Origin of the sequence: Clavibacter michiganensis subsp. insidiosus (assembly GCF_002240565.1) — a bacterium.
Taxonomy (GTDB): Bacteria; Actinomycetota; Actinomycetes; order Actinomycetales; family Microbacteriaceae; genus Clavibacter; species Clavibacter insidiosus.
This window is the reverse complement of record NZ_MZMO01000001.1, coordinates 3,159,759-3,182,438: the sequence shown is the minus strand read 5'-3', so window position 1 is coordinate 3,182,438 and position 22,680 is coordinate 3,159,759. Positions and strand designations below refer to the sequence as shown.

The window sequence follows — 22,680 nt, the reverse complement described above, 5'->3', positions numbered from 1 at the left end:
GATGACGGACGCCCCCGCACCCGCACCCGCACCCGCACCCGCCGCCTCCGCGCTCGCCGACCGCGTCGGGCGCCTGCTCGACGCGCAGGGGATCGTCGACGGCCACGACGACCTCGCCTGGGCGCTCCGCGAGCGCGCGGTGCGGGAGGGCGGGCCGAGCGCGTCCGTCGCCGACGACGTGATCGCGCGCCTCGCCGTGGAGGATGCCGTGCCCGGCCTGCACACCGACCTGCCGCGCCTCGCGCGCGGCCGGGTGGCGGCGCAGTTCTGGTCGGTGTGGGTGCCGGACCTGCCCGGCATCGACCCCGTGCGCTCGACCATCGAGCAGATCGACGTCGTGCGCCGCCTCGTCGCCGCGCACCCGGACCGGCTCGCGCTCGCCGTGACCGCCGACGACGTGGAGCGTGTCGTCGCATCCGGCCGCGTCGCCTCGCTCCTCGGCATGGAGGGCGGCCACTCGATCGGCGGATCCCTCGGCGCGCTGCGGACCATGCGCGCGCTCGGCGTGCGGTACATGACGCTCACGCACAACGCGAACGTGGCGTGGGCCGACTCGGCGACCGACGCGCCCGTGCACCACGGGCTGAGCCCGGCGGGCGAGCGCGTGGTGGCCGAGATGGAGCGGATCGGCATGCTCGTCGACCTGTCGCACGTGTCGGCCGACGTGATGCGGCACGCGCTGCGGATCGCCCGGCGGCCGGTGCTGTTCTCGCACTCGGGGGCGCGCGCGGAGTCCGACGTGCCGCGGAACGTGCCCGACGACGTGCTCCAGTCCCTGCCCGCGAACGGCGGCGTCTGCATGGCCACGTTCGTGCCGCAGTTCGTGTCGCCCGCGGTCGCGGAGTGGCACGAGGAGACGCTGGCGCTCGCCGTGGCCGAGGGCGTGGACCCGCGCGACCACGAGGGCGTGCAGGCCGTCGCCGCCCGCCGGCCCGGGGAGCGGCCGCGCGCGACGCTCGCCGACGTCGTGCGGCACGTGGAGCGGATCCGCGAGGTCGCCGGCCCCCGGCACGTGGGCCTCGGCGGCGACTACGACGGCGTCGACCGCACGCCCGACGGGCTCGAGGACGTCTCCTGCTATCCGGCCCTGATCGCCGCGCTCGCCGAGCGCGGCTGGTCGGACGACGACCTCCGCGCGATCGCGGGCGGCAACGCGCTGCGCGTGCTGCGGGCGGCGGACGCGGACGACGACGTGTCCCGCGGGGCGGCGGACGCGGGGGCGCTGGCGTGAGCCTCGACGCCGGATCCGGGGTCGGAGCCGCCGCCGTGACCGCGATGGACCCGCGCGCCGCGGCCGCCCTGCTGGACGACCTGGCCGACCGCGGCTGGCCGGCCGAGCACCGCGAGCGGCACGCGGCATGGACCCTCCGCGCCGCCGGCGGCGTGACGAAGCGCGCGAACTCGGCGCTCCCGGTCGGCCCCGTCGACGACCCGGACGCCGCCCTGGACGCGGTCGAGGCGTTCGCGCGCGACCAGGGGATCGACGCGTGCGTGCAGGTGTCGCCCGCGTCGGAGCCGGCCGACCTCTCCTCCCGGCTGGCCGCCCGCGGCTACATGGCCGAGGCGCGCACGCTCGTGCAGGTCGCCGACGCCGGCGCGGTGGCCGAGCGCCTGGCGGACGCGGCGCCCGCGGATCCCGCGCTCCAGGTCGCGGTCGCCGACGCGCCCGACGACGCCTGGCTGGACGCGTGGTGGAGCGTGGACGGGCGCGGCGGATCCGCGGAGCTCGCCGTCGCCCGCGGGATCCTCGAGCGCGGCCCGTCCGTGTACGCCGCCGTCCGCGACGGCGACCGCGTGCTCGCCACCGCGCGCCTCGCGCTCGTGGGCGGCTGGGGCGGGCTCTTCGCCGTCGCGACGCGCCCCGAGGCCCGACGGCGCGGCCTGTCTCGGGCGGCCATGGGAGCCGCGGTCCGGGCGGGCGCCGAGCGGGGGATCACCGACCTCTGGCTGCAGGTCGTGGCCGAGAACCACGGTGCCCGGGCACTGTACGAGGGGCTCGGCTTCGCGCCCGCCTCGCGCTACGAGTACTGGGCCCGCACCCGCCAGCCGTCCGACGCGACGAGGTCGGCGAGGAACTCGGCGTAGACGCCCGGCTCGCCGGCGAGCTCGTCGTGCGTGCCGCGCTGCACCAGGCGGCCGCCGTCGAGCACGAGGATCTCGTCGGCGCTCCGCACGGTGTCGAGCCGGTGCGCGATCACGAGCAGGGTGCGGTGCCCGCGCAGGAGCCGGATCGCCTCGCCCACGGCCGCGGCGCTCTCCGCGTCGAGCGCCGCCGTGGCCTCGTCGAGCACGACCACGGGCGCGTCCTTCAGGAGCACGCGGGCGATCGAGACGCGCTGGCGCTGGCCGCCCGACAGCTGGCGGCCGCCCTCGCCCACGGGAGTGTCGAGGTCGAGCCCGTCGCCGAGCGGCAGGCCGGCGCGGCGCAGCGCGTCCACCACGGCGGCGTCGTCGGCGTCGGGATCCGCGATGCGTACGTTGTCGCCGAGCGTGCCCGCGAGCAGGTGGACGTCCTGGAAGACCGTGGACACGTTCGCGGCCACGTCGGCGAGCGCCATGTCGCGGACGTCGACCCCGCCGATGCGCACGGATCCGCCGGTCACGTCGGCGGCGCGGGCGAGGAGCCGGGCGACCGTGGTCTTGCCGGATCCGGACGGCCCCACGAGCGCGGTCATGCGGCCGGCGGGCAGCGTGGCGTCGAGGCCCGCGACGGCCTCGGCCCGGGAACCCGGGTAGGAGAAGGACACGCCGTCGAGCTCCACGTCGGCGCCGGCGGGCACGCGCGCCGAGGCGGGCTGCGGCTCGGGGATGGGGGCGGCGTCGAGGATCCGGCCCACGGCCTGGACGTCGCGGCGCGCGGCGCGCACGCCGACCGCCAGCTCCGCCCCCTGGCCCACGAGGTCGGCGGCGTGGAAGACGAGCACGAGCGCCGCGACCGTACGCCCCGGGTCGACGGGGCCGCCGACGGCGCGGTCGACCGCGATGACGAGCGCCACCACGAGCACGACGCGCATCACGGCGCCGAAGGCCACCAGCCCCGCGACGGTGCGGCCGATGAGCGCGCGGGACGCGGCGCGGTGCCGCACGAGGATCGCGTCGACGAGGCCCGCGTCGCGCCCGGTGCGGCCGTGCGCGCGCAGCACGTGCTGGGCCTGCGCGAACTCGACGACGCGCTCGCCGATCCCCGTGTCCGCCGCGGTGCGCTCGGCGTCGGCGCGCGCCATGATCCGGCCGCCGACGCGGAGGGCCAGCACGAGCACGGGCGCGGCCACGAGCAGGGCGGCGCCGAGCGGGGGATCCACCACCAGGAGGCCCAGCGCGATGACCGCGGGCACCACGGCCGCGGTGATGAGCGGACGCAGCAGGTACGCGGGCACGCCCATCGACGCGAGCACGCTGCCGCCCGCCGCGGCCGTCAGCTCCGCGCGATGGGTGGCGTCGAACCAGGCCAGCGGGAGGCGCACCACGTGGTCGCCGATGCGGTGGTGCAGCGCGTTCGCCGCCCGGACGCCCGCGCCGAACGCGGCCGACTGCGCGCGGGCCTGCACGGCGAGGTGGGCGGCGGCGAGGAGCAGGAAGAGGGCGATCCACGGCCACGCGGACGCCGGATCCGCGCCGAAGAGCCGCTCCAGCACCGGCACGAGGGACAGGGCCGCCGCGCCGTGCAGCACGGACGCGGCCGCCATCCGCGCCACGACCGGGCGCAGCTCCCGCTCGCCCGCGGGCCCCAGGGTCCGCCTGGCCTCGTCGATCGCGCGCATCAGCGTCCCTCCCCGGGGGTGTCGGTCGTCGTCGTCGGCCCGGTCGCCGTGGGCGCGCCCGCGCGGAGGAGCCGTGCGTACAGGCCGTCGCGGGCCAGGAGCTCCGCGTGCGTGCCCTGCTCCGCGACGCGGCCCGCGTCCATCACGACGATGCGGTCGGCGTGCTCCACCGTCTCCAGCCGGTGCGCGACGACCAGCACGGTCCGGTCCCGGGTCGCGTGGTCGAGGGCGCGCCGCATGCGCCCGGCCGTGCTCGGGTCGGCGTGCGCCATCGGCTCGTCGAGCACCAGCACCGGGCAGTCGGCGACGAGCGCGCGGGCGAGGGCGATGCGCTGGGCCTCGCCGCCGGAGAGGCCGCCGCGCGGATCCAGCACGGTGGCGTAGCCGTCCGAGAGCGCCTCGATGACGTCGTCGACCTGGGCGATCCGGGCGGCGGCGCGCACCTCGTCGAGCGGCGCGTCGGGGCGGCCCAGCCGGAGGTTCTCGAGCGCCGTGTCGCGCAGCAGCACCGTGTCCTGGAGCACGCAGCCGACCCGGGCGTGCCAGGCCGACGGGGTCGCGTCGCGCACGTCCACGCCGCCGAGCTCCACGGTGCCGCGGCTGGGCAGGCGCAGGCGGGCGACGAGGGCCGCGAGGGTGGACTTGCCGGAGCCGGACGGGCCGACGACCGCCGTCACGGATCCTGGGGGCAGGTCGAGGTCGACGTCCCGGAGCGCGTCGCGCTCCCCGTCGTAGGAGAAGCCGACGCCGCGGAGCACGAGGCCCGGGCCGCGGCGGGCGTCGGGCTCGCGCGGGTCGGCGACCGCGGGCTCGGCCGGCGCGCGCAGCACCTCGTCGACGGAGGCGGCCGCGTCGACGGCGCCCCGGATGGCCTGCGCGCGCGGGCCGATCACGCCCACGGGCGCCGCCATCGCGGGCGCGAGCAGGAGGAACGGCGCGAGGTCGGCGGCGGGGAGCGCGCCCGCCGCGACCATCGCGCCGCCCACGGGGACGACGAGGGCGAGCACGCCGATCGGCGAGACCGTCAGCCAGGACGCGGTGGTGGCCGCCGTGGTCCGCGCGACCCAGGCGCCGAAGAACGCGGCGAAGGCGTCGACCGCCCGCAGGGAGCGGGCGTGGGCGCGGCCGGGCCGGCCGAAGGAGCGCACCACCTGGATCCCGTCGACGAACTCCACCACGCTGCCCGCGATCTCGGCCGACGCGCGCCCGTACTCGGCCATGGACGACATGGCACCCGCCATGGCGCGCGCGAACAGCGCGACGCCGGCGACGAGCGGCAGGAGGCACACGAGCGCGAGCGGCACGTCGAGCGTCAGCAGGTAGGCGAGCGACGCGACGGTGACGACGACGAGCCGCGTGACGTCGAGCAGCGTGTGCGCCACGAGCGCGTGCAGCGCCGCCACGTCCTGCTGCACGGCCTGGCGCACCCGGCCGGCGTCGTGGTCGTCGAACCAGGAGAGCGGGACCCGGCCGAGCCGCGCGACGACCCGGCGCCGGAGGTCGAGCTGGAGGTCGGCGTCGGCGAGGTGCGTGAGGGTGTCGGCGGCCGCGGAGAGCAGGAGGCCCGCGAGGCCGGCGACGGCGGCGAGGATCACGGCGCCCCACGCCGGCGGGCCGCCCGGGTCGGACACCGCGGCGCGGCCGATCTCGGCGACGGCGACGACCGCGGCGAGCCCGCTCGCGGAGGCCGCCGCCTGCACCAGGACGGCGGCCGCCAGCCGGCCGCGCACGGACCGGACGGCGTCGGCGACCGTGGTGGGCGCCTCGGCGGCGGGGGTCGCGGTCGTCGCGTCGGCGGCGTCCGTCATCGGCGGAGCACCGCGACCTCGGTCGCCGCCTCCTCGGCCCCGCCGCGGAGCACGGTCCACGACCGGCCCGCCTCCCGGGCGAGCGTCGCCGGGTCCAGGCTGTGCCATTCGTATCCTCCTCGGACCTCGCGCACCGTCCTCGCGCCGTCGAGCACGAGCCAGCGGGTGGTGAAGCGGGTGGCGCCGTCGCGGCCGGGCTCGGCCGTGGTCCACCACTCGTAGTCCTGGGTGCCGATGCGCTCGCGCAGGAGGCGCGTCGGCGGGAGCGAGCGCGCGCTCGTGCCCATCAGGTCGACGACGACCGCGCCGCCGGGCACCAGCCGCTCGAGGCAGCGTCGCCACAGGTCGGCCCGGTCGTCGCTCCCGAGGTGGCCGGCGACGCCGATCAGCACGACCGCGCGGATCCGGTCGGGCAGCACGAGCTCCTGCGCCGTCTCGGGGCGGATGGTGACCCGGCGGCGCAGGGCGGGATCCTCGTGCACGCGGCTGCGCAGCACGGCGCGCATGACGGGGGACGGCTCCGCGGCGAGGATCGGCGCGTCGGGCACGAGGTCGGCGAGCAGCCGCGTGACGCGGCCGGTGCCCGCGCCGAGCTCCACGACGGTCCCGGGGTCGGCGTCGGTGCCGGCTGCCGTGCCCGCCGGGGCGCCCGCCAGCGCCTCGGCGAGCACGCCCGCGAGCGCCTCCGTGTGGCGTCGGGCAACGAGGTCGTAGAACTCGGCGCCCGGGGAGTAGTCCTGGAGATCCAGCGTCACGGGAACATCGACTCCGCCGGGGCGGGGAACGCGAGCGCGGGATCCAGCAGGGAGACGATCGCCTCGACCACCTCGGCCGGCCGCTCGGCCAGGTAGAAGTGGCCGCCGCGGAAGACCCGGAGGTCGCCGCCCGCCGCCGCGTCGCCGGCGAGGCGGTGCCACGCCTCGGCCTCGGCGGGCCGCAGCTCGGGATCCGCGTCGCCGCTGAACACGCTCACCGGGCAGCCGGGCCCGGGTCCCGCTGCGGTGCGGTGCGTCTCCACGAGCCGGTAGTCGTCGCGCAGGCAGGCGAGGACGGTGCGTCGCATGCCGTCGTCGGCGAGGATCTCGGGCGCCGTCCCGGAGTGCCGCTCCAGGTCGGCGAGGAGCGCGGCGTCGTCCTGCCGGTGCAGGGTGCCGCCCCACCGCACGGTCGGCGCGCGGCGTCCCGACACGACGAGCCGGGCGGCGGGGCGGCCGCGCGCGGCGAGGACGCGCGCGGTCTCGTAGGCGACCAGGGCGCCCATGCTGTGCCCGAAGAGCACGACGGGCAGGTGGTCGGGCAGGGCGTCGACGGCCGCCGCGACGTCGGCGGAGAGCGTCGCGAGATCGGGGCTGACGGGATCGCCGTAGCGGTCCGCGCGGCCCGGGTACTGCACCGCGAGGACCTCGACGCCCCGCGGCGCGAACGGCGCCCAGCCGCGGTACGCGGACGCCGCGCCGCCCGCGTGCGGCAGGCAGACGAGGCGGATGCGGGCATCGGGCGTCGCGGCGACGCGCCGCAGCCAGCCGCCGTCGGCGCGCGGGGTCTCGATCATGGTGCGGCCTCTCGCTGCGGTGTCGGTCGGGAAGGAGCGTAGCCCTTGATGAGAATGATTCGCGATAAGCGGGCGTCGCGGTGTGGAGGGCGGCGCGTCACCCGGCGGGCGGATCCGTCGGCCGCGGCACGAGCGCGCCGAGCGGGAGCGACGCGCCGGCGGCGGCGGGCAGGCGCACGAGGTCCATGCCGGCCTCCCGGGCGAGCTCCTCGAGGCCCACGGGATCCCAGGAGTACGCGTCGTGCACCTCGCGCTCCCGGCCGCCGGGCTCGCGGCTGCGCCAGCGCGTGCGCAGGTCGAGGAGGCCGTCGGGCGCGGGATCCGCCCGGAACCACCACTCGACCTCGTCGTCGCCCACGCTCGTGCGGGCCAGGCGCGCCTCGGGCACGCGCGTCCCGGCCTCGAGCCCCATCGTCTCGACCACGACGACCCCGCCCGGCAGCAACCGCTCCGCGATGCGGGTCCAGAGCCGGGCGCGCTGCCCGGGATCGAGGTGGCCGAGCACGCCGCAGAGGAGCACCGCGGAGAGGCGGTCGGGCAGGTCGAGGTCGGGCGCGGATCCGGCGGTCACGGTCACGCGCTCCTGCAGGCCGTCGGCGTCGAGGATCCGCGCCGTCAGCACCGCCCGCAGCGGCTCGGACGGCTCGGCGGCGACGATCCGCGCCTCCGGGTGCGCGCGCGCGACGGCCCGCGCGATGACGCCCGTCCCCGCCCCGAGGTCGAGTACGGGCGCCTGGGACAGGTCGCGGCCGTCGAGGAGCCGGCACACCGCGGCGGCCGTGAGCTCCGCGTGCGCGGCGGCGGCGAGGTCGAAGAGCTCGGCCGCGGGGCCGTAGGGGTCGGCGGGCGCCGGGCCGGGGGACGCGCCCGCCGCCGCGCCGCCCGCCGCCGCGCCGCCCGACGGACCGCGCCCGGGTGCCGGCTCCGCCGCGGGCAGGATCGCCTCGGCCGTCACCCGCGGCGGCTCGCCCGGGCGGATGCTCCGCGGCGGGCCGAGCCGCCGGGTGAGGTCCACCCACGCGCGCGCCATCGTGATGTCGGCCTGCGCCGAGCGGAGCGCGTCGCCGTCGCCCGAGCGGATCTCCGCCACGAGCGCCCCGAGCGCGTGCCCGACCGCATCCGGCCACACGTCGTCGAAGAGCTGGCCCGCGGTCGGCGCGGGCGCGTCCGGCCAGACGCTGAGGCGCGGCAGGGCGCGCCGGGCGGGACCCCCGTCGAGGTCGAGCCGCCCGGCCGCGTCGCGGCGGGTGTGCAGCGCCGGGCTCCAGGTGACGGGGCCGTGCACGTCGGCGAGCGTCAGCACGCCCGCCTCCGACGCGAGGGAGATGCGCGGCCAGAGCAGCGCGTGGTTGTCGCGGTCGGCGGGATGCAGCTCGTCGTGCACGCGCAGGGAGAGCGGGACGCCGCCGACCACGCCCTCGATCGCGGTGAGCGGGGACGCGCGCGTCTCGAGCGCGGTCAGCTCGCGCGGGCGCGCGACGGGATCCGCGAACGCCCACGGCCGGAGCCCGCCGACCGCCTGGCCGAGGACGTCGACGAGCGGCTGCAGCAGGTGCACGGGACCGGCGGCGTCCACGTGCACGAGCGGGCTCCTGGCCCGCAGCCGCTCGGCCGACGCGAGGAAGCCGCGGGTCGCGCGCACGTGCCGGTAGTGCGTGGAGAGGCGGTAGCGGACGCCAGCCGTCCGAGCGGCGCGGGCGGCCGCGGTGATCTCGTCGGGGTGCGCCGGGTGCTCCTGGAGCACGTGGATCCCGCGCGCGAGCAGCGCGAGCACGAGCTCGGATCCGGGCCCGCCCTGCACGGCCGAGCCGACGGCGACCGAGGCCAGGTCGACGTCGGCGGGCAGCTCGGCGACGTCGGTCCACAGCGGCACGCCGTGCCGGGCCGCGAGCGCGCGGGAGGCGTCGCCGCCGCGCGCGAGGATCCCGACCAGCCGCAGCTCGGGGCGCGCGAGCACGGCCCGGAGGTGGATGCGGCCGAAGCCGGTGCCGCAGACGACGACGCGCAGCGGGCGGTGGGCGGCGTCGGGCGTCACAGGTCCTCCTCCACCATCTCGCCCGCGTCGCCCGCGTCGTCGATGCGGGTGACGGTGCTCGCGCCCGATGCGGCGACGAGGTCGAGGACGCGCCGCGGATCCAGCACGTCGTGCGCGAAGCCGACGCCCGCGGGCACGGCGCCCGCGCGGATCTCCCGCACGGTGATCGCGGCGAGACGGCCGGCGAGCACGTAGCTGTCGTCGCTGTGCAGCACGATCGCGCGCTCGACCGGATCGCCGTCGGCGTCGGTGCCGCGGACGGAGACGGCCAGCACGTGGAAGGGCCGGGTCCCGAGGAGGTCGAGGTCGCCCGCGCGGATGAGCGCGTCGGCCGCCGCCGTCGCGCCGTCGTCGCCCGCGAGCAGCGCGGGGAGCCGGTTGAGGGCGTCGCGCACGGCGGGGCCCGGGTGCACGTTCCACCACTCCGCCTCCGCGAAGCCGGCGCCGCGCGCGATCCGCTCGGTCTCGGCCGACAGGTACGGCTGGAGCGCGACCCGGCCCGGGAAGAACGGCGCCGTCGCGTCCTCCTCCGCCCGCAGCGCCCGCTCGACCCGCCGGCCGCCCGACCACGCGGCGAGCGGCGTGCCGTACGCGGTGGATCCGGGCCCCCCGGCCGCCAGCGACAGCGGCACGTCGAGCGCGACCCCGGGGGAGCACGCCTCGACCCCGCCCACCCAGCCGCGCAGCCGGAGCGGGCCGCGCAGCCCCTGGGCGGCGAGCCGCGGCAGGAGGCCCGAGAGGCCGGGGACCACGCCCGTCGACACCACCGCGCGGCGGCCGTCGCGCACGGCGTCGGCGGCGAGGCCGCGCGCGACGAGGCCCGCGCGCACGGGCTCCTCGCCGCAGACGTCCACGTAGTCGGCGCCCGCCTCGAGCGCGGCCGCCGCGATCCGGTCGCCGAACGCGAAGGCCGGCGCGGCGCAGTGCACCACCACGTCGGCGCCGCGGCAGAAGCGCGCGAGCGCGTCGTCGTCCCTCAGGTCGACGGTCACGGCCTCGACCTGGCCGCCCGCCTCCTCGGCGAGCGCGCGGAGCGGCTCCGCGCGGCGCCCGCCGAGCCGGAGCGGCTCGTCGGAGGCGGCGCGGAGGGCGAGCACCGCGGGGCGCCCGACGGCGCCCGACGCGCCGATGACCGCGATCACGCGATCACCGCCCCGCCCGTGACGCGCGTGAGGATCGACAGCACGCGGGGCGCGTGCTCCACCGACAGGCAGTCGTAGTGGTCGCCCGGGATGTCGACGATGTCGAGCTCGCCGAGCGCGAGCTCCTCCCAGTAGTCGGTGACCGCCTCCCTGCTGCCCGGGAACGGGTACGCGCCGCTGTGGCGGAGGAACGTGATGTCGCCCGCGTACGGATCCGGCCGGTAGCGCGTGATCGCGAAGACGCTCTGCCGGAAGGTGCGGAAGAAGCGCGTCATCTGCTCCGGGCTGTAGCTGCCGGACGCCGGCGGCACGACCTCGCACATGCGGGCGATGCGGGCCCGGCGCGGGATGCGCGACAGGTCGAGGAACGCCTGGCCGATGTCGGCGAACTCGCCGTCGAGCGACGCGTAGCCGTCCGCGGGCATGACCCCGGGGGTCCTCTCGAGGATGCGCGCGCCCGCCGCGGCGATGCGCCACGGGTCGGCGGGGAAGCCGAGGTCGACGGGGTCGATGCCGATCATCATCGCGAACGAGTACTCGGACACCATCTCGTCGTCGAGCCGGAACGCGGGGCTGTGGCTGCTGATGGCGGTGAACGACGCGACGTCGGCGCCCGCCTCGGTGAGCGCGCGCGCCACCTCGGTGGCGACCAGGCCGCCGAGGCAGTAGCCGACGACGTGGAAGGCGCGGATCCCGGTCGCGAGGAGCTCGCGGGCGTACTCCGCGGCGATCCGGTCGATGAGCCCGTGCGGGTCGGCGTCGAGGAAGGCGTCGAGGTCGGGGACCTCCACGCCGTACAGCGAGCCGGTGCCGCGGGACCTCCGGCGGATCTCGGTCATGAGCGCGCGGTACGGCATGATCGTGCCGATCCCGGCGTGGACGAGCACGGTGGCCGGGCCCCGGCCGGATCCGGAGAGCAGGCTCACGGCCGGCGTCGCGGGTGCGTCCCGCTCGCCCGCGGCGCCCTGCCCGGCCTGGCGCACGTAGCCGGCGAGCCCGGCGATCGTGGGTCGGCGCAGCATGTGGCGGAGCACGACGTCCCACTCGAGGTCGACCACCTCGGGGAGCTGCTCGCGCATCCGGCCCACGAGGCGCGCCACGAGGAGCGAGTCGCCGCCGAGCGCGAAGAAGTCGTCGTCGCGGCCGATCCCGGGGCGGCCCAGCAGCTCCGCCCACAGCTCCTGGAGCCGGCGCTCGACGTCGTCGCGGGGCGCGTCGGATCCCGCGGCGACCGTCGCCTGGGGCGCCCGGTCCTCCGCGAGCCGGGCGAGCGCGGCCCGGTCGACCTTGCCGTTCGCGGTGACCGGCAGCGCGTCGAGCACCTGCCAGCGGCGCGGCACCATGTAGTCCGGCAGGCGGTCGGCGGTGTGGCGGCGGAGCGACGCGGCCCGGAGCGGCGCGCGGTCGGCCTTCACCTCCGCGAGCAGGAGGTGCTGGCCGAGGCCGGAGAGCGGATCCTCGTCGGCCGGCACCTGCTGGATCCCGCGGGCGCCGAGGTCGTCGAGCATCGCCCGCCACTCGGGGGCCTCGAAGAGCAGCGCGTCGTCGGCGAGCCGGGCGTCCGCGGGTCCGCCGGCGCGCACCTCCATGAAGTCGGTGGCGATCATGAGCGGCGGGTTGTCCTCGCGCGTGCTCTCGATCACGGCGAGGTGGCCGTGCGGGGCGAGGAGCCCCCGCAGGCGCCGGAGGGCGGCCGGCACGTCGGGCACGCCGTGCAGGCCGTTGGAGCAGATCACGACGTCGTAGGAGCTCGGGCGCTGGCCCTGCGGCAGCGGGTCGAGGGCCGGGTCGAAGGCCTGGAAGCGCACGCCGGGCCGGTCGGGGTGGCGCTCGCGCGCCTCGCCGACGTGGAACATCGACGGGTCGGTGAACGTGTACTCCACGGCCCGGCCCGCGAGCGCGGGGATGAGCTGGTCGGCCGCGCCGCCCACGCCGCCGCGCACCTCGAGGATCCGGAGCGGCTCGTCCGCGCCGTGCCCGCGGGCCTCGTGCTGGTCTGAGAGGGCCACGACCGCGGCCGTGAGCGCGGCCGTGAGCAGGCGCACGCCGAGGTTGTCGCGGTAGGCCGCGCCGATCGCGTCGCTCGGGGCGCCCGGGTAGAGCAGCTCCGCGATGTCGAGGTCGCCGCTCACGAGGTCCGCGAGCGCGAGGCTCGACGACTGCACGTGGCGGAGCAGCTCGGCGCTCCAGCGGATCTCCCGCTCGGCCTCCTCCACCCGGGCCCAGGCGCGCGCGACCCGCGCAGGATTCGCGGAGAGCGCGCCCCGGAGGCGCCCGTCGGCGTCGCGCGCGATGCGCCCGCGACGCTCCAGCGCGCGCAGCCAGCGGCGCACGACGACCCGGTGCGCGTCGCTGGCGCGGAGGAGGTCGGCGACCTCGTCGGCGCTGACGGGCACGGCGTCGTCGACGAGCGCGCCCGCCGCCGCGAGCGTGCGCTCGATCACGCGGAGCGCGTGCTCGTCGAACTGGGCGAGGAACGCGCCGAGGGCGTCGGTGTCGACGTCGGCGGCGGCCGCGGCGAGGGCGGCGCGCGCGGCGTCGCCGGCGGCCGGATCCGCATCCGCCGGCGTGATCCGCTCGGGCTGGACCAGCCCGACGAGGTGCCGGCCCGCGGTCCCCTCGGCCACCTGCACCGCGCAGTCGGCGACGCCCGGGTGGGCGAGCACCGCGGCCTGGATCTCCGCCAGCTCGATGCGGTACCCGCGGATCTTCACCTGCGCGTCCTCGCGCCCGAGGAGCTCGATGCTGCCGTCGGGCAGGTACCGGCCGATGTCGCCCGTGCGGTACTCGCGGTCGCCGGTCGCGGGATCCACCCGGAAGCGCTCGCGCGTGCGCTCCGGGTCGCCGAGGTACCCGAGCGCGACGCCGGCGCCGCGGATGAGGATCTCGCCGGGCACGCCCTCGGGCCGGTCCCGCCCGAGGTGGTCGACCACGGCCAGCCGCTGGCCCCGCAACGGCGTGCCGTACGGGATGCTCGGCCGCAGCCGGTCGACCTCGCCGATCACGTGGTGCACCGACCAGATGGCGGCCTCGGTCGCGCCGCCGAGGCTCACCATGGTGAGCTCGGGGTGGCCGGCGCGCATCGCGTCGGGGAGGGTCACGGGGATCCAGTCGCCCGAGAGGAGCGCGAGCCGCAGCGTGCTGGGGCCGTCGCCGTCCGCCGCGCCGCCGGTCGCGGCCACCGCGTCGCGGTAGTCCTGCAGCATGCGCGCCTGCGCGGGCACGGAGTTCCAGAGCGTGACGCGGTGGCGGGCGATGAGCGCGGCCCAGTGCGAGGGGTCGTCGCGCCGCCGCGGGTCCGGCAAGACCATCGCGCCGCCCGCGCCGAGCACGCCGAGCACGTCGAAGACCGACAGGTCGAATCCGAGGCCCGCGAGCGCGAGCACGCGGTCGTCGGGGCCGACGCCGAAGCGCTCGCGGATGTCGACGAGCGTGTTGTGCGCGGCGTGGTGGGAGAGGATCGCGCCCTTGGGGGTGCCGGTGGACCCGGACGTGTAGATGACGTAGGCGGGGTGGGCCGGATCCACGCCGTCGCGCCCGGCGCCGGGGGCCGGACGGGCGGCGGCCGGCTCGAGCGCGTCGACCGCGATCCGCTCGACGCCCGTGGGCCAGTCCGCGGGGGCGCCGACGAGGGCCTCCTGCGTGAGCACCTGGCGGATCCCGGCGTCCGCCAGCACGGTGTCGCGGCGGATCCGCGGCTGGGCCACGTCCACCGGCACGTACGCGCCGCCCGCGAGGAGCACGCCGACGACGGCGACGACCTGCTCCCAGCCGCGCGCCGCGACGATCGCCACCCGGTCGCCCGGGCGGTGCCCGGTGGAGCGGAGTCGCGCGGCCACGGCGGCCGCGCGCCGCACGAGCTCGTCGTGGCTCAGCGTGCGGTCGGGGGCGATGACGGCGGGCGCGTCGGGTGCGGCCGCCGCCGCGAGGAGCGGCTCGTGCACGAGCGCGGGCGCGACCGGATCCCCGGTGTCGCCCACCCGGATCCGCCGCTCGCGCTGGTCGTCGGGCAGGTCGACGGCGCACGGCAGCTGCCAGGCGGCCGGGTCGTCGGCGAGGGCGCGCACGGCCCGGATGAAGGCGCCGAACGCGGCGTCGGCCACGCCGTCGGCGAGCACGCCCTCCCGGACGTCCCAGCTGAGCTGCAGCCCGTCGGGCACTCGGAGGGCCTGGCAGTCGATCCACACCTGCGGCGTGCGCGTGACGGCCGCGGTGATCCGCCCGCCGTCGCCCGTGGGCGCGCCCGCCGCGTCCCCGGCGAGCGCGCTCGTGAAGACCACGGGGGCGAGCGCCACGTCGCGCGCGTCGCCGCCGCGCCGCCGGGTGAGCTCGGCGAGGAGCTCGGTGCCGCCGCAGAGCGGGTGGGCGAGGTCCTCGAGCAGGCGGGCGGAGAGGGCGCGCATCCGCTCCACGGCGGGCACGTCCGCGGTGAGGTCGACCTCGAGCAGCTCCACGGACGTGAAGTCGCCCACCACGTGCGCGGCGCCGTCGGGCAGGCCGCGGCGATCCGAGACGGGCACGTTGAGGAGGAAGCGCGGGCTGCGGCTCCAGCGGCCCACGGTCTCGGCGTAGGCGGCGAGCAGGGCGCTCGTGGGGGTCACGCCGGCGTCGGCGGCGGCGCGGTCGAGGCGCGCGGCGGCGGCGGGGTCGAGCACGGCGGAGAGCCGGCGGAACCGCGCGGGCGCGGCCATCGGATCGTGGTCCGCGAGCGGCAGCTCCGGCGCGGGCGGCAGGTCGTCGAGGCGCCGCCACCAGTAGGAGCGGTCGCGCTCGTACGCGGCCGACGCCGTGAGGGCGCGCCGGGCCAGCACGCAGTCGCGGAAGCCGGGCTGCCCGTCGTCGGTGCCGGGCAGGGCGGCGGCGGGATCCGCGACGAGCGCGCGCAGCTGGTCGAGCACGAGCTGGAGGCTCGCGTGGTCGAGCACGAGCAGGTCGACCGCCAGGTGCAGGCGCACGGCGTCGTCGGCGCGGGTCACGACGGCGCGCACCCGCGGCCAGCCCGGATCGCGGCCCGTGCCCTGCGCGAGGTCCGCGCGCACGGCGTCGAGGCGGTGCCCGAGCGACGCGGGGCCGAGGCCCCTGAGGTCGTCGACCGTCACCTCGACAGGGCCGGGGTCGGCGAGCACGCGCTGCGAGCCGTCGGGGTGGATCTCGGCGCGCAGCATGCCGTGGTGCGCGACCAGGCGGATCCACGCGTCGACGATGCGCGCGGGGTCGGTGGACGCCGGCCACGACAGGTCGAGGTCGGCGCTGCAGGCCACGCCGCCGTAGGGGTACGCGTCGGTGCGGCCGAGGAGGTACGCGGTCTGCACGGGGGTGAGCGGGAACGGCGCGTGCGCGGCGGCGGGATCGGCGGCGGCCGGATCCGGGGCGCCCGCCCCCGACCCGTCCTGCCGCCCGAGGAGCGCGAGCACCTCGTCGCGGTGCCGGCGGATGAGCTCGCGCCGGTCGTCGTCGATCACGCCGCGCGGCCCGCGGAACCGGATCCGCCCGTCCTCCGCCCAGAGCCGGACGCCGCGGGCGTTGAGGTCGTCGATGAGCTGTTCAGCGTTCACAGGTCTCCGCTTTCGAAGAGGTCGGCGCCGGTCGTGGCCGGCGGTCGGGCGGGTGCGTCCGCGGGGGATGCGGACGCGGGGGTGGACGGGGTGGACGGGGTGGCGGGCGCGCGCACGCGGTCGATGCAGGCGGCGTACGCCCGCACGGTCGGCTCCTCGAGGAAGCGGCGGACGCCCGCGTCGACGCCGAAGCGGCGCTGGGCGGCGGTCACGAGCCGGAGCATGGCGAGGCTGTCGCCGCCCGCCGCGAAGAAGCCGACGCCCGGGGCGGGCGGGGCGCCGAGGATCCCGGCCCACAGCTCGGCGAGGGCGGCCTCCGTCTCCGTCGCGGGCACGGCGGGGCCGGCGTCGTCGGGGGCGTGCGCGGCGTCGGAGCGCGTCGGGCCCGCGCCGGCGTCCGCGTCCGCGAGCGCGCGGGCGAGCGCCGCGACGTCGACCTTGCCGTTCGCGGTGAGCGGCCACGCGTCGACGAGGTGGATCCGGTGCGGCATCGCGTACGCGGGGAGCCGGTCGGCGGCCGTCGCGGTCGCCGCGGCCAGCACCGCGGCCCCGTCGTGCCCGTCGCCCGGCTCGACGGCCGCGTGCAGGCGCCGCCGTCCCGCCGGCCCGTCGACCACGAGCGCGATCGCGCGCCGCACCCCGGGCGCGGCCGCGTGCGCGGCCTCGATCTCGCCGAGCTCCATCCGGTGCCCGCCGAGCTTCACCTGCCGGTCCGCCCGGCCGAGGAACTCGAGGATCCCGCCCGGCCGGTACCTGCCCGTGTCGCCCGTGCGGTACCAGCGGCCGCCGTCGAGCTCGACGAACGCGGCCGCCGTGCGCGCGGGGTCGCCCCGGTAGCCGCGGGCGAGGCCGCGGCCGCCGATGACGAGCTCGCCCGGCACCCAGTCGGGGCAGTCCCGGCCGCACGCGTCGAGCACCCGGAACGCCTGGTCGGGCAGCGGCCGGCCGTAGGGCGCGGATCCCCAGCCCTCCAGCGGGCCGTCCACCTCCCACGCGTTCGACCAGATGGCCGCCTCGGTGGCGCCGCCCAGGGCCACGAGCCGCGTACCCGGGCCGGCCGCGCGGATCAACCGCCCGTGCAGGTCGGTGCCCACGCGGTCGCCGGAGACCAGCGCCGCCCGCAGCGGGCCGAGCCTCCCGGGCCGGTCGTCGGCCGCGACGAGGAGCATGTCGAGCAGCATCGGCACCGTGTCCCACAGCGTGACCCCGTGCTCGTGCACCAGGTCGAGCCACCGCGGGGCGTCGCGCTCCTCGCCCTCCTCGGGGATCACGAGCGCGCCGCCCGCGCCCAGCACGCCGAGCACGTCGAACACGGAGAGGTCGAAGTCGAGCGCGGAGAGGGCGAGGATCCGGTCTCCGGCGCCGAGGTCGAGCATCCGGGACACCGCGTCGACCGTGGACCACGCCGCGTCGTGCGCGATCTCCACGCCCTTGGGCTCGCCCGTGGAGCCGGAGGTGTGGATGACGTAGGCGAGCGCCTCGACGGGCGGTCGCACGGGTGCGTCGAGCCGCTCCCCTGCGGTCGCCTCGGCCGGGCGGAGGAGGGCGGGCGCGTCGGGGGCGTTGCCGCCCGCCGCGGCCGGGTCGTCGGCGATCACCAGCCGGATGCCCGCCGCGCGGTGGATGGCCCGCCGCCGCGCGGGAGGCTGCGCGATCCCGACGGGCGCGTACGCGGCGCCCGCGCTCAGCACGCCGAGGACCGCCGCCGCCTGGTCCGCGCCGCGCGGCAGCGTGATGCCGACGAGGTCGCCCGGCCCGATGCCGCGCCTGTGGAGCGCGCCGGCGATCCGCATGGCGCGGTCGGCGAGCTGGCCGTGCGTCACGACGCGCGTCGACGCGCCCGTGCCCGTGATGAGCGCGGGCGCGTCGGGCGCCCGGAGCGCGGCCTCGTGCACGGCGTCGTGCAGGAGGCGGCCCGGTCGGGGAGCCGCGGGCGTCGCGGTCGCCGTGGCGCGGGCGCGCGCCTGGTCGGCCGGGGGATCCACGGGGAGCGGAGCGTCCCAGTCGGCCGCGGCGAGGTGCTCGAGCGTGGCCGCGTACGCGGCGACGAGGGCGTCGACGAGGCCCGGCGGGAACGCGTCGTCGCGCGCGTCCGCGTCGACCCGCAGCCCGCCGTGGTCCTCCAGCACCTGGACGTCGAGGAGCACCTGGGGGGACTGGGACACGCCGTGGATCCGCTCGCCGAACGCCCCCGGCACGTCGGCCGAGACGCCGTCGCCGACGCCGATCGCGCTCGTGAACACCACGGGCACCGGCGCCACGGCCGTGCCCGCGAGGCGCGCGCGCTCCCGCAGGATCCACGACGCGGGCGCCTCGCGGTGGTCGAGGTCGGCGGCGAGGCGCTCCTGCAGCCCGCGCGCCGCCTCCGCCGCCGAGCCCGCGGCGCGGTGGTCGAGCAGGGTCAGGGCGGTGAAGTCGCCGACGAGACGCGGCATGTCGGGATGGACGTCGCGCCGGTCGAAGAGGGTCAGCGTCATGGTGAGGTCGCGCTGCCCCGTCCAGCGGGAGAGCACGTGGCCGTACGCGGTGGCCAGCATGCTCGTGGGCGTCAGCCCGGCCGCCCGGCAGCGGTCGCGGAAGGCGGTCCACCACGCGGCGTCGAAGCGGTGCGCACGGCGGACGAAGCGCGGCGCCGGGTCGGCGTTCGCGAGCGGCAGCCGCGGGGCATCGGGCATGTCGGCGAGCCGCGCGCGCCAGTGCTCCTCGTCGGCGCGCCGCCGCTCCGGGTCTGGCCGGATCTGCAGCACGCAGTCCCGGAACGTCAGCTCGGCGGGGGCGGGCGGGAGCGGCAGGCCGCGCACGAGGAGGTCGAGCTCGGTGTACAGGATCATGATCGAGAGCGCGTCGACGACGGCGTAGTCGATGCCGATCGCGATGCGCGTGCGGATCCCGCCCCGGCCGTCCGGGTAGCGCAGCGCGTCGACGTCGAAGAGCGGCCAGACGGCGAGGTCGTGGCACCGGTGCGAGGTGCGCTCGCGGAACGCGGCGAGCTCCCGGGCTACCGCGTCCGGATCCGCGTCGGCTGGCACCTCGCGCGCGTCCACGCGCACGGGCGGCACCTCCTCGAGCACGCGCTGGGTGCCGTCGGTGTCGATCACGGTGCGCAGCGTCGGGTGCCGGCGCACGAGCTCGTCGAACGCGGCGGCGAGCAGGTCGAGGTCCTGCCCCTGGCCGTCGAACTCGGTGTGGTGGTACGTGCCGACGCCGCCGAGCGGGATGCGGGGGTCGCGGCCGACCGCGTACGCGCGCTGCACGTCGGTGAGCGGGAACGGGTCGTGGCGGTGCTCGGGGTCCGGCACGATGCGGGCGCGCGCGGCCGCCGGCTCCGGGGTCGTGAGGTGCAGCGTCGCCGCGAAGTCGGCCAGCACCGGGTGCCGGAACAGCGCGGCCACGCTCGCGTCGGCGGCGCCCGCGGCGCGCAGGGCGGCGATGCTGCGGGTGGCCTGGAGGGAGTCGCCGCCCGCGGCGAAGAAGGAGCGCCCGCGACCGCACGGGGTGCCGAGCAGACCGCTCCAGACGCGCTCGACGAGCCGCTCCTCGGGCGACAGCGGGGCGTCGTCGTCCGGTCGCGGGGCGGGGGCGGGGCGCTCGGCGAGCTCCGCGCGGATCCTGGCCCGGTCGACCTTCCCGTTGGCGGTGAGCGGCAGCTCGGCCCGCACGACCACGCGCGCGCACGCCATGGACGGCGGCAGCAGCGCGCCCGCATGGGCCGCGACGTCGTCGGGCGCGACGACCGCGCCCTCCTCGGGCACCACCATCGCGGCGAGCGCGCCCGCGACGGCGACGACGACCGCGCGCTGCACGCCCGGGAAGGAGGCCAGCGCGGCCTCGACCTCCCCGGGTTCCACGCGGTGCCCCCGGATCTTCAGCTGGTGGTCCGCGCGCCCGAGGAACTCGAGCACCGGCCGCCCCGCGTCGTCGCGGCGGTACCGGGCGCGGTCGCCCGACCGGTACCAGCGCTCGCCGTCCCGCACCGGGAAGCGTGCGGCGGTGAGGTCGGCCTCGCCGCGGTAGCCGCGGGCCAGCGCGTGCCCGCCCACGAGCAGCTCGCCGGGCACGCCGTCGGGGCGGTCGCGGCCGCGCTCGTCGACGACCCGGAGGCGCACGCCGGGCAGAGGGGCGCCCCAGGGGAGGCCGCGCGCGGACGACGCCGGATCCGCGGGGGAGCCCGCAGCCGCCTCGTGCACGGTGGAGTGGATGGTCGCCTCCGTCATCCCGCCGAGGGCGAGCAGCCGGGCGGCGGGCGCGCAGGCGGAGAGGCGCCCCGGCAGATCCGCCCCGACCACGTCGCCGCCGAGCAGCACGAGCCGGAGCGGCAGGGATCCGTCGCCGGTCGCGGCGAGCAGCATGTCGAGCAGCGCGGGCACGGTGTTCCAGACCGTGACGCCGTGCGCGCGCACGAGATCCCGCCAGCGGTCGGCGTCGCGGCGCTCGTGCTCGGCGGGCACGACGACCGCGCCGCCCACCGAGAGCACCGCGAACAGGTCGTAGACGGAGAGGTCGAAGTCGAGCGCGGAGAGCGCGATGGCGCGGTCGTCCGGGCCGACGGGCGCGACGCGCGCGAGGGACCGGATGGTGGCGACGGCGGCCCGGTGGGCGACCTCCACGCCCTTCGGCCGGCCGGTGGATCCCGACGTGAACAGCAGGTAGGCGGGGTCGTCGGGGGCGACGGCGACGGGACCCGCGAGCGGCTCGGCGTGCCGGGCGGCGCCCAGCGCCACCACGGGTGGGCCGCCCGGGCCGACGGCCGCAGCGGAGACGGCGACCAGCGCGTCGTCGGCGAGGACGCAGTCGATCCCCCGCTCGAGGACCAGCGCGCGGCGCGCGGGCGGCTGGTCCGGGCCGACGGGCGCGGAGCAGGCGCCGGCGAGCAGCACGCCGAGCACGGCGGCCACGCGATCGGGTCCGGCGGGTGCGGTGAGCGCCACGGTCGCGCCGGGGCCGACGCCGTGCGCGCCCAGCAGCCCGGCGATCCGGCGCGCGTGGTCGGCCAGCTCGCCGTAGGCGACCACGCGGCCGTCGGACGCGATGACCGCCGGCCGGTCCGGATCCGCGGCCGCCCGCGCGAGGAACGCCGAGTGCAGGAGGCCGTCGCCCGCGCCGGGCGCGTCCGCATCCGGGGTCGGCCGCTCGAGGGCGCGGCGCGCCCGCACGTCCTCCGGGGCGGGGACCGCGAGCGCCGGCCGGTCCCAGGCGCCCGGCCGCTCGTGCACCAGCCCGTCGACGAGCGTGCGGTACGCGGCGAACGCGGCCTCCATCGCCGAGGCCTCGAGGATGTCGACCCGCACGTCCCAGTTGAGCAGCAGCCCGCCCTCGAGCTCGGTGACCTGGGCGTCGAGCCAGACCTGCGGGCCCTGGGAGATGATCCACACCGGCTCCCCGAGCGCGCGCCGGATGGACGCGTCGTACAGCTCGCCCAGGCCGATGGCGCTCGTGTACACGACGGGCGCCAGCACGGGGCTGCCGCCGTCGCGGCGCGCGAGGTCGCGGAGCACGTCGACGCCGCCGTAGCCCGCGTGGGCGACCGCCTCGCGCACGCCCTGCTGGATCCGCGCCGCGTCCTCCCGGAACGGCCGCTCCTCCCGCAGGTCGACGTCGAGCAGGATCGAGGTGCTGAACTCGCCGACGAGCAGCTCCAGCCCCTCCTCGTCGCCGCGGTCGAGCACGGGGAGGTTGAGGAGGAAGCGGCCGTCGGCCGACCAGGCGGCCACGACCTCGGCGAACGCCGTCGCGAGCACGGCGGCCACCGTCAGCCCGCGGGCGCGCGCCGCGGCCTCGAGCAGGCGGAGCTCCTCCTCTCCTATCCGGTGGTGCAGCCGGCGGGAGCGCGGCACGTTCCCCGCCCGCTCGGCGTCGTCGCGGACGGGCAGCGCGGGGCCCGCCGGGAGGTCGGGCACGCGCTCGCGCCACCAGCGCGCGTCGGCCGAGGAGCGGGACGCCGCGGCGCGCGCGGCCCGGGCCGCCAGCTCGCCGCGCACGTCGCGGTGGATCCCGGGCAGCTGCCGCCCCGGCTCGTCCACGAGGTCGCGGAGGTCGGCGAGGATCACGCGGAGGCTGATGGCGTCGCCCGCGAGCATGTCGAGGTCGACGTGGAGGCGGCTGCGGCCGCCCGGCACGAGCGACAGGTCGACGCGGAGCACCTCGCCGCGCTCGACGGCCATGCGGCGGTGCGTGCCCGCGTCGCGCATCTCCGCCAGGCGCTCCGCGACGGCGTCGGCGGGGAGCGCGCGGAGGTCGTGGACGCGCAGCCGGGCGGCGGGCGGCTCCTCGTCGGCGGGCAGGGGCTGTTGCGTGCCGTCGTCCCGGAAGCGCATCCGCAGCGACGCGTGCCGGGCGACCAGGGCGGCGAGGGCCGTGCGCAGCCGCTCGGGATCCCGCTCCGCCCCGTCGAGCTCGACGTAGAAGTGGGCGGCGACCGACCCGGACGGCTGGCCGGGCTGCCGGCCGAGCCAGTACGCGTGCTGCAGCGGCGTGAGGGGAGACGGCGACGCGGGGTCGAGGGCGGGAGCGGCGGTGCGCCCGATGGGATCCGCGTCCGCGGCGTCGTCCGCGGCGGACGCGCCCAGCACGCGCGTCCACGCCCGGATCGTGGGGTCGGCGGCGAGGCGCGAGAAGTCGGCCGCGAGGCCGTCGCGTCGCCAGCGCCCGGCGAGGCGGATGAGCGCGGTGGACTCGAGCCCGAGGTCCACCAGGTCGTCGTCGAGGCCCACCTCGGCGGGGTCGAGGCGCAGGGCGCGCGCGACCTGGTCGCGGAGCAGCGCGGCAGGAGGGACGGACGGGATCCGCTCGGTCATGTGCACGCTCCTCGGACTCGCAATGTTGAGAAC

The 22,680-nt window shown here is 78.4% G+C and carries 10 protein-coding genes; 2 read left to right on the top strand and 8 right to left on the bottom strand.

Annotation, left to right across the window (positions count from 1 at the left end):
• Position 1: 1 nt before the first annotated feature.
• Both B5P21_RS15320 and B5P21_RS15315 read left to right on the top strand, forming a co-directional pair.
• The gene (locus tag B5P21_RS15320) at positions 2-1,231 is read left to right on the top strand and encodes a dipeptidase (RefSeq protein WP_094171356.1); all 1,230 of its coding nucleotides are present in this window, start codon (positions 2-4) and stop codon (positions 1,229-1,231) included.
• Positions 1,228-2,085 carry a GNAT family N-acetyltransferase gene (locus B5P21_RS15315; protein ID WP_236688756.1) on the top strand — a complete coding sequence of 286 codons (858 nt, stop codon included), beginning with the start codon at positions 1,228-1,230 and terminating at the stop codon, positions 2,083-2,085. The genes B5P21_RS15320 and B5P21_RS15315 overlap by 4 nt, the downstream gene beginning before the upstream one ends.
• Here the strand turns inward: B5P21_RS15315 and B5P21_RS15310 are convergent.
• From B5P21_RS15310 to B5P21_RS15275, 8 genes are all read right to left on the bottom strand, one after another.
• On the bottom strand, positions 2,019-3,761 hold the full coding sequence (locus B5P21_RS15310; protein ID WP_045526358.1) for an ABC transporter ATP-binding protein: 1,743 nt from the start codon (positions 3,759-3,761) through the stop codon (positions 2,019-2,021). The genes B5P21_RS15315 and B5P21_RS15310 overlap by 67 nt on opposite strands.
• On the bottom strand, positions 3,761-5,569 hold the full coding sequence (locus tag B5P21_RS15305; protein WP_094171355.1) for an ABC transporter ATP-binding protein: 1,809 nt from the start codon (positions 5,567-5,569) through the stop codon (positions 3,761-3,763). The genes B5P21_RS15310 and B5P21_RS15305 overlap by 1 nt, the downstream gene beginning before the upstream one ends.
• Positions 5,566-6,324, bottom strand: a complete 759-nt coding sequence (locus tag B5P21_RS15300) for a class I SAM-dependent methyltransferase (RefSeq protein WP_052663158.1) — start codon at positions 6,322-6,324, stop codon at positions 5,566-5,568. Before B5P21_RS15300 ends, B5P21_RS15305 begins: the two co-directional genes overlap by 4 nt.
• Entirely contained in the window at positions 6,321-7,121 is an 801-nt protein-coding gene (locus tag B5P21_RS15295) for a thioesterase II family protein (RefSeq protein WP_094171354.1), read from the bottom strand. The genes B5P21_RS15300 and B5P21_RS15295 overlap by 4 nt, the downstream gene beginning before the upstream one ends.
• A 97-nt stretch (positions 7,122-7,218) precedes the next feature.
• A complete protein-coding gene (locus B5P21_RS15290; RefSeq protein WP_094171353.1) occupies positions 7,219-9,156 on the bottom strand; it encodes a Gfo/Idh/MocA family oxidoreductase in 1,938 nt (645 codons plus the stop codon).
• Positions 9,153-10,298 (bottom strand): saccharopine dehydrogenase NADP-binding domain-containing protein, encoded by a 1,146-nt coding sequence (locus B5P21_RS15285; RefSeq protein WP_094171352.1) that lies wholly within the window; start codon positions 10,296-10,298, stop codon positions 9,153-9,155. The genes B5P21_RS15290 and B5P21_RS15285 overlap by 4 nt, the downstream gene beginning before the upstream one ends.
• The gene (locus B5P21_RS15280; protein ID WP_094171351.1) at positions 10,295-15,853 is read right to left on the bottom strand and encodes a non-ribosomal peptide synthetase; all 5,559 of its coding nucleotides are present in this window, start codon (positions 15,851-15,853) and stop codon (positions 10,295-10,297) included. The genes B5P21_RS15285 and B5P21_RS15280 overlap by 4 nt, the downstream gene beginning before the upstream one ends.
• Complete coding sequence (locus tag B5P21_RS15275; protein WP_094171350.1) at positions 15,850-22,647, bottom strand: non-ribosomal peptide synthetase; 6,798 nt, start codon at positions 22,645-22,647, stop codon at positions 15,850-15,852. The genes B5P21_RS15280 and B5P21_RS15275 overlap by 4 nt, the downstream gene beginning before the upstream one ends.
• Positions 22,648-22,680: the final 33 nt, after the last annotated feature.

Coding starts and splice junctions, on each gene's coding strand:
- B5P21_RS15305 (WP_094171355.1), bottom strand. CDS start 5,569: ATGACGGACGCCGCCGACGCGACGACCGCGACCCCCGCCGCCGAGGCG.
- B5P21_RS15295 (WP_094171354.1), bottom strand. CDS start 7,121: ATGATCGAGACCCCGCGCGCCGACGGCGGCTGGCTGCGGCGCGTCGCC.
- B5P21_RS15310 (WP_045526358.1), bottom strand. CDS start 3,761: ATGCGCGCGATCGACGAGGCCAGGCGGACCCTGGGGCCCGCGGGCGAG.
- B5P21_RS15275 (WP_094171350.1), bottom strand. CDS start 22,647: ATGACCGAGCGGATCCCGTCCGTCCCTCCTGCCGCGCTGCTCCGCGAC.
- B5P21_RS15320 (WP_094171356.1), top strand. CDS start 2: ATGACGGACGCCCCCGCACCCGCACCCGCACCCGCACCCGCCGCCTCC.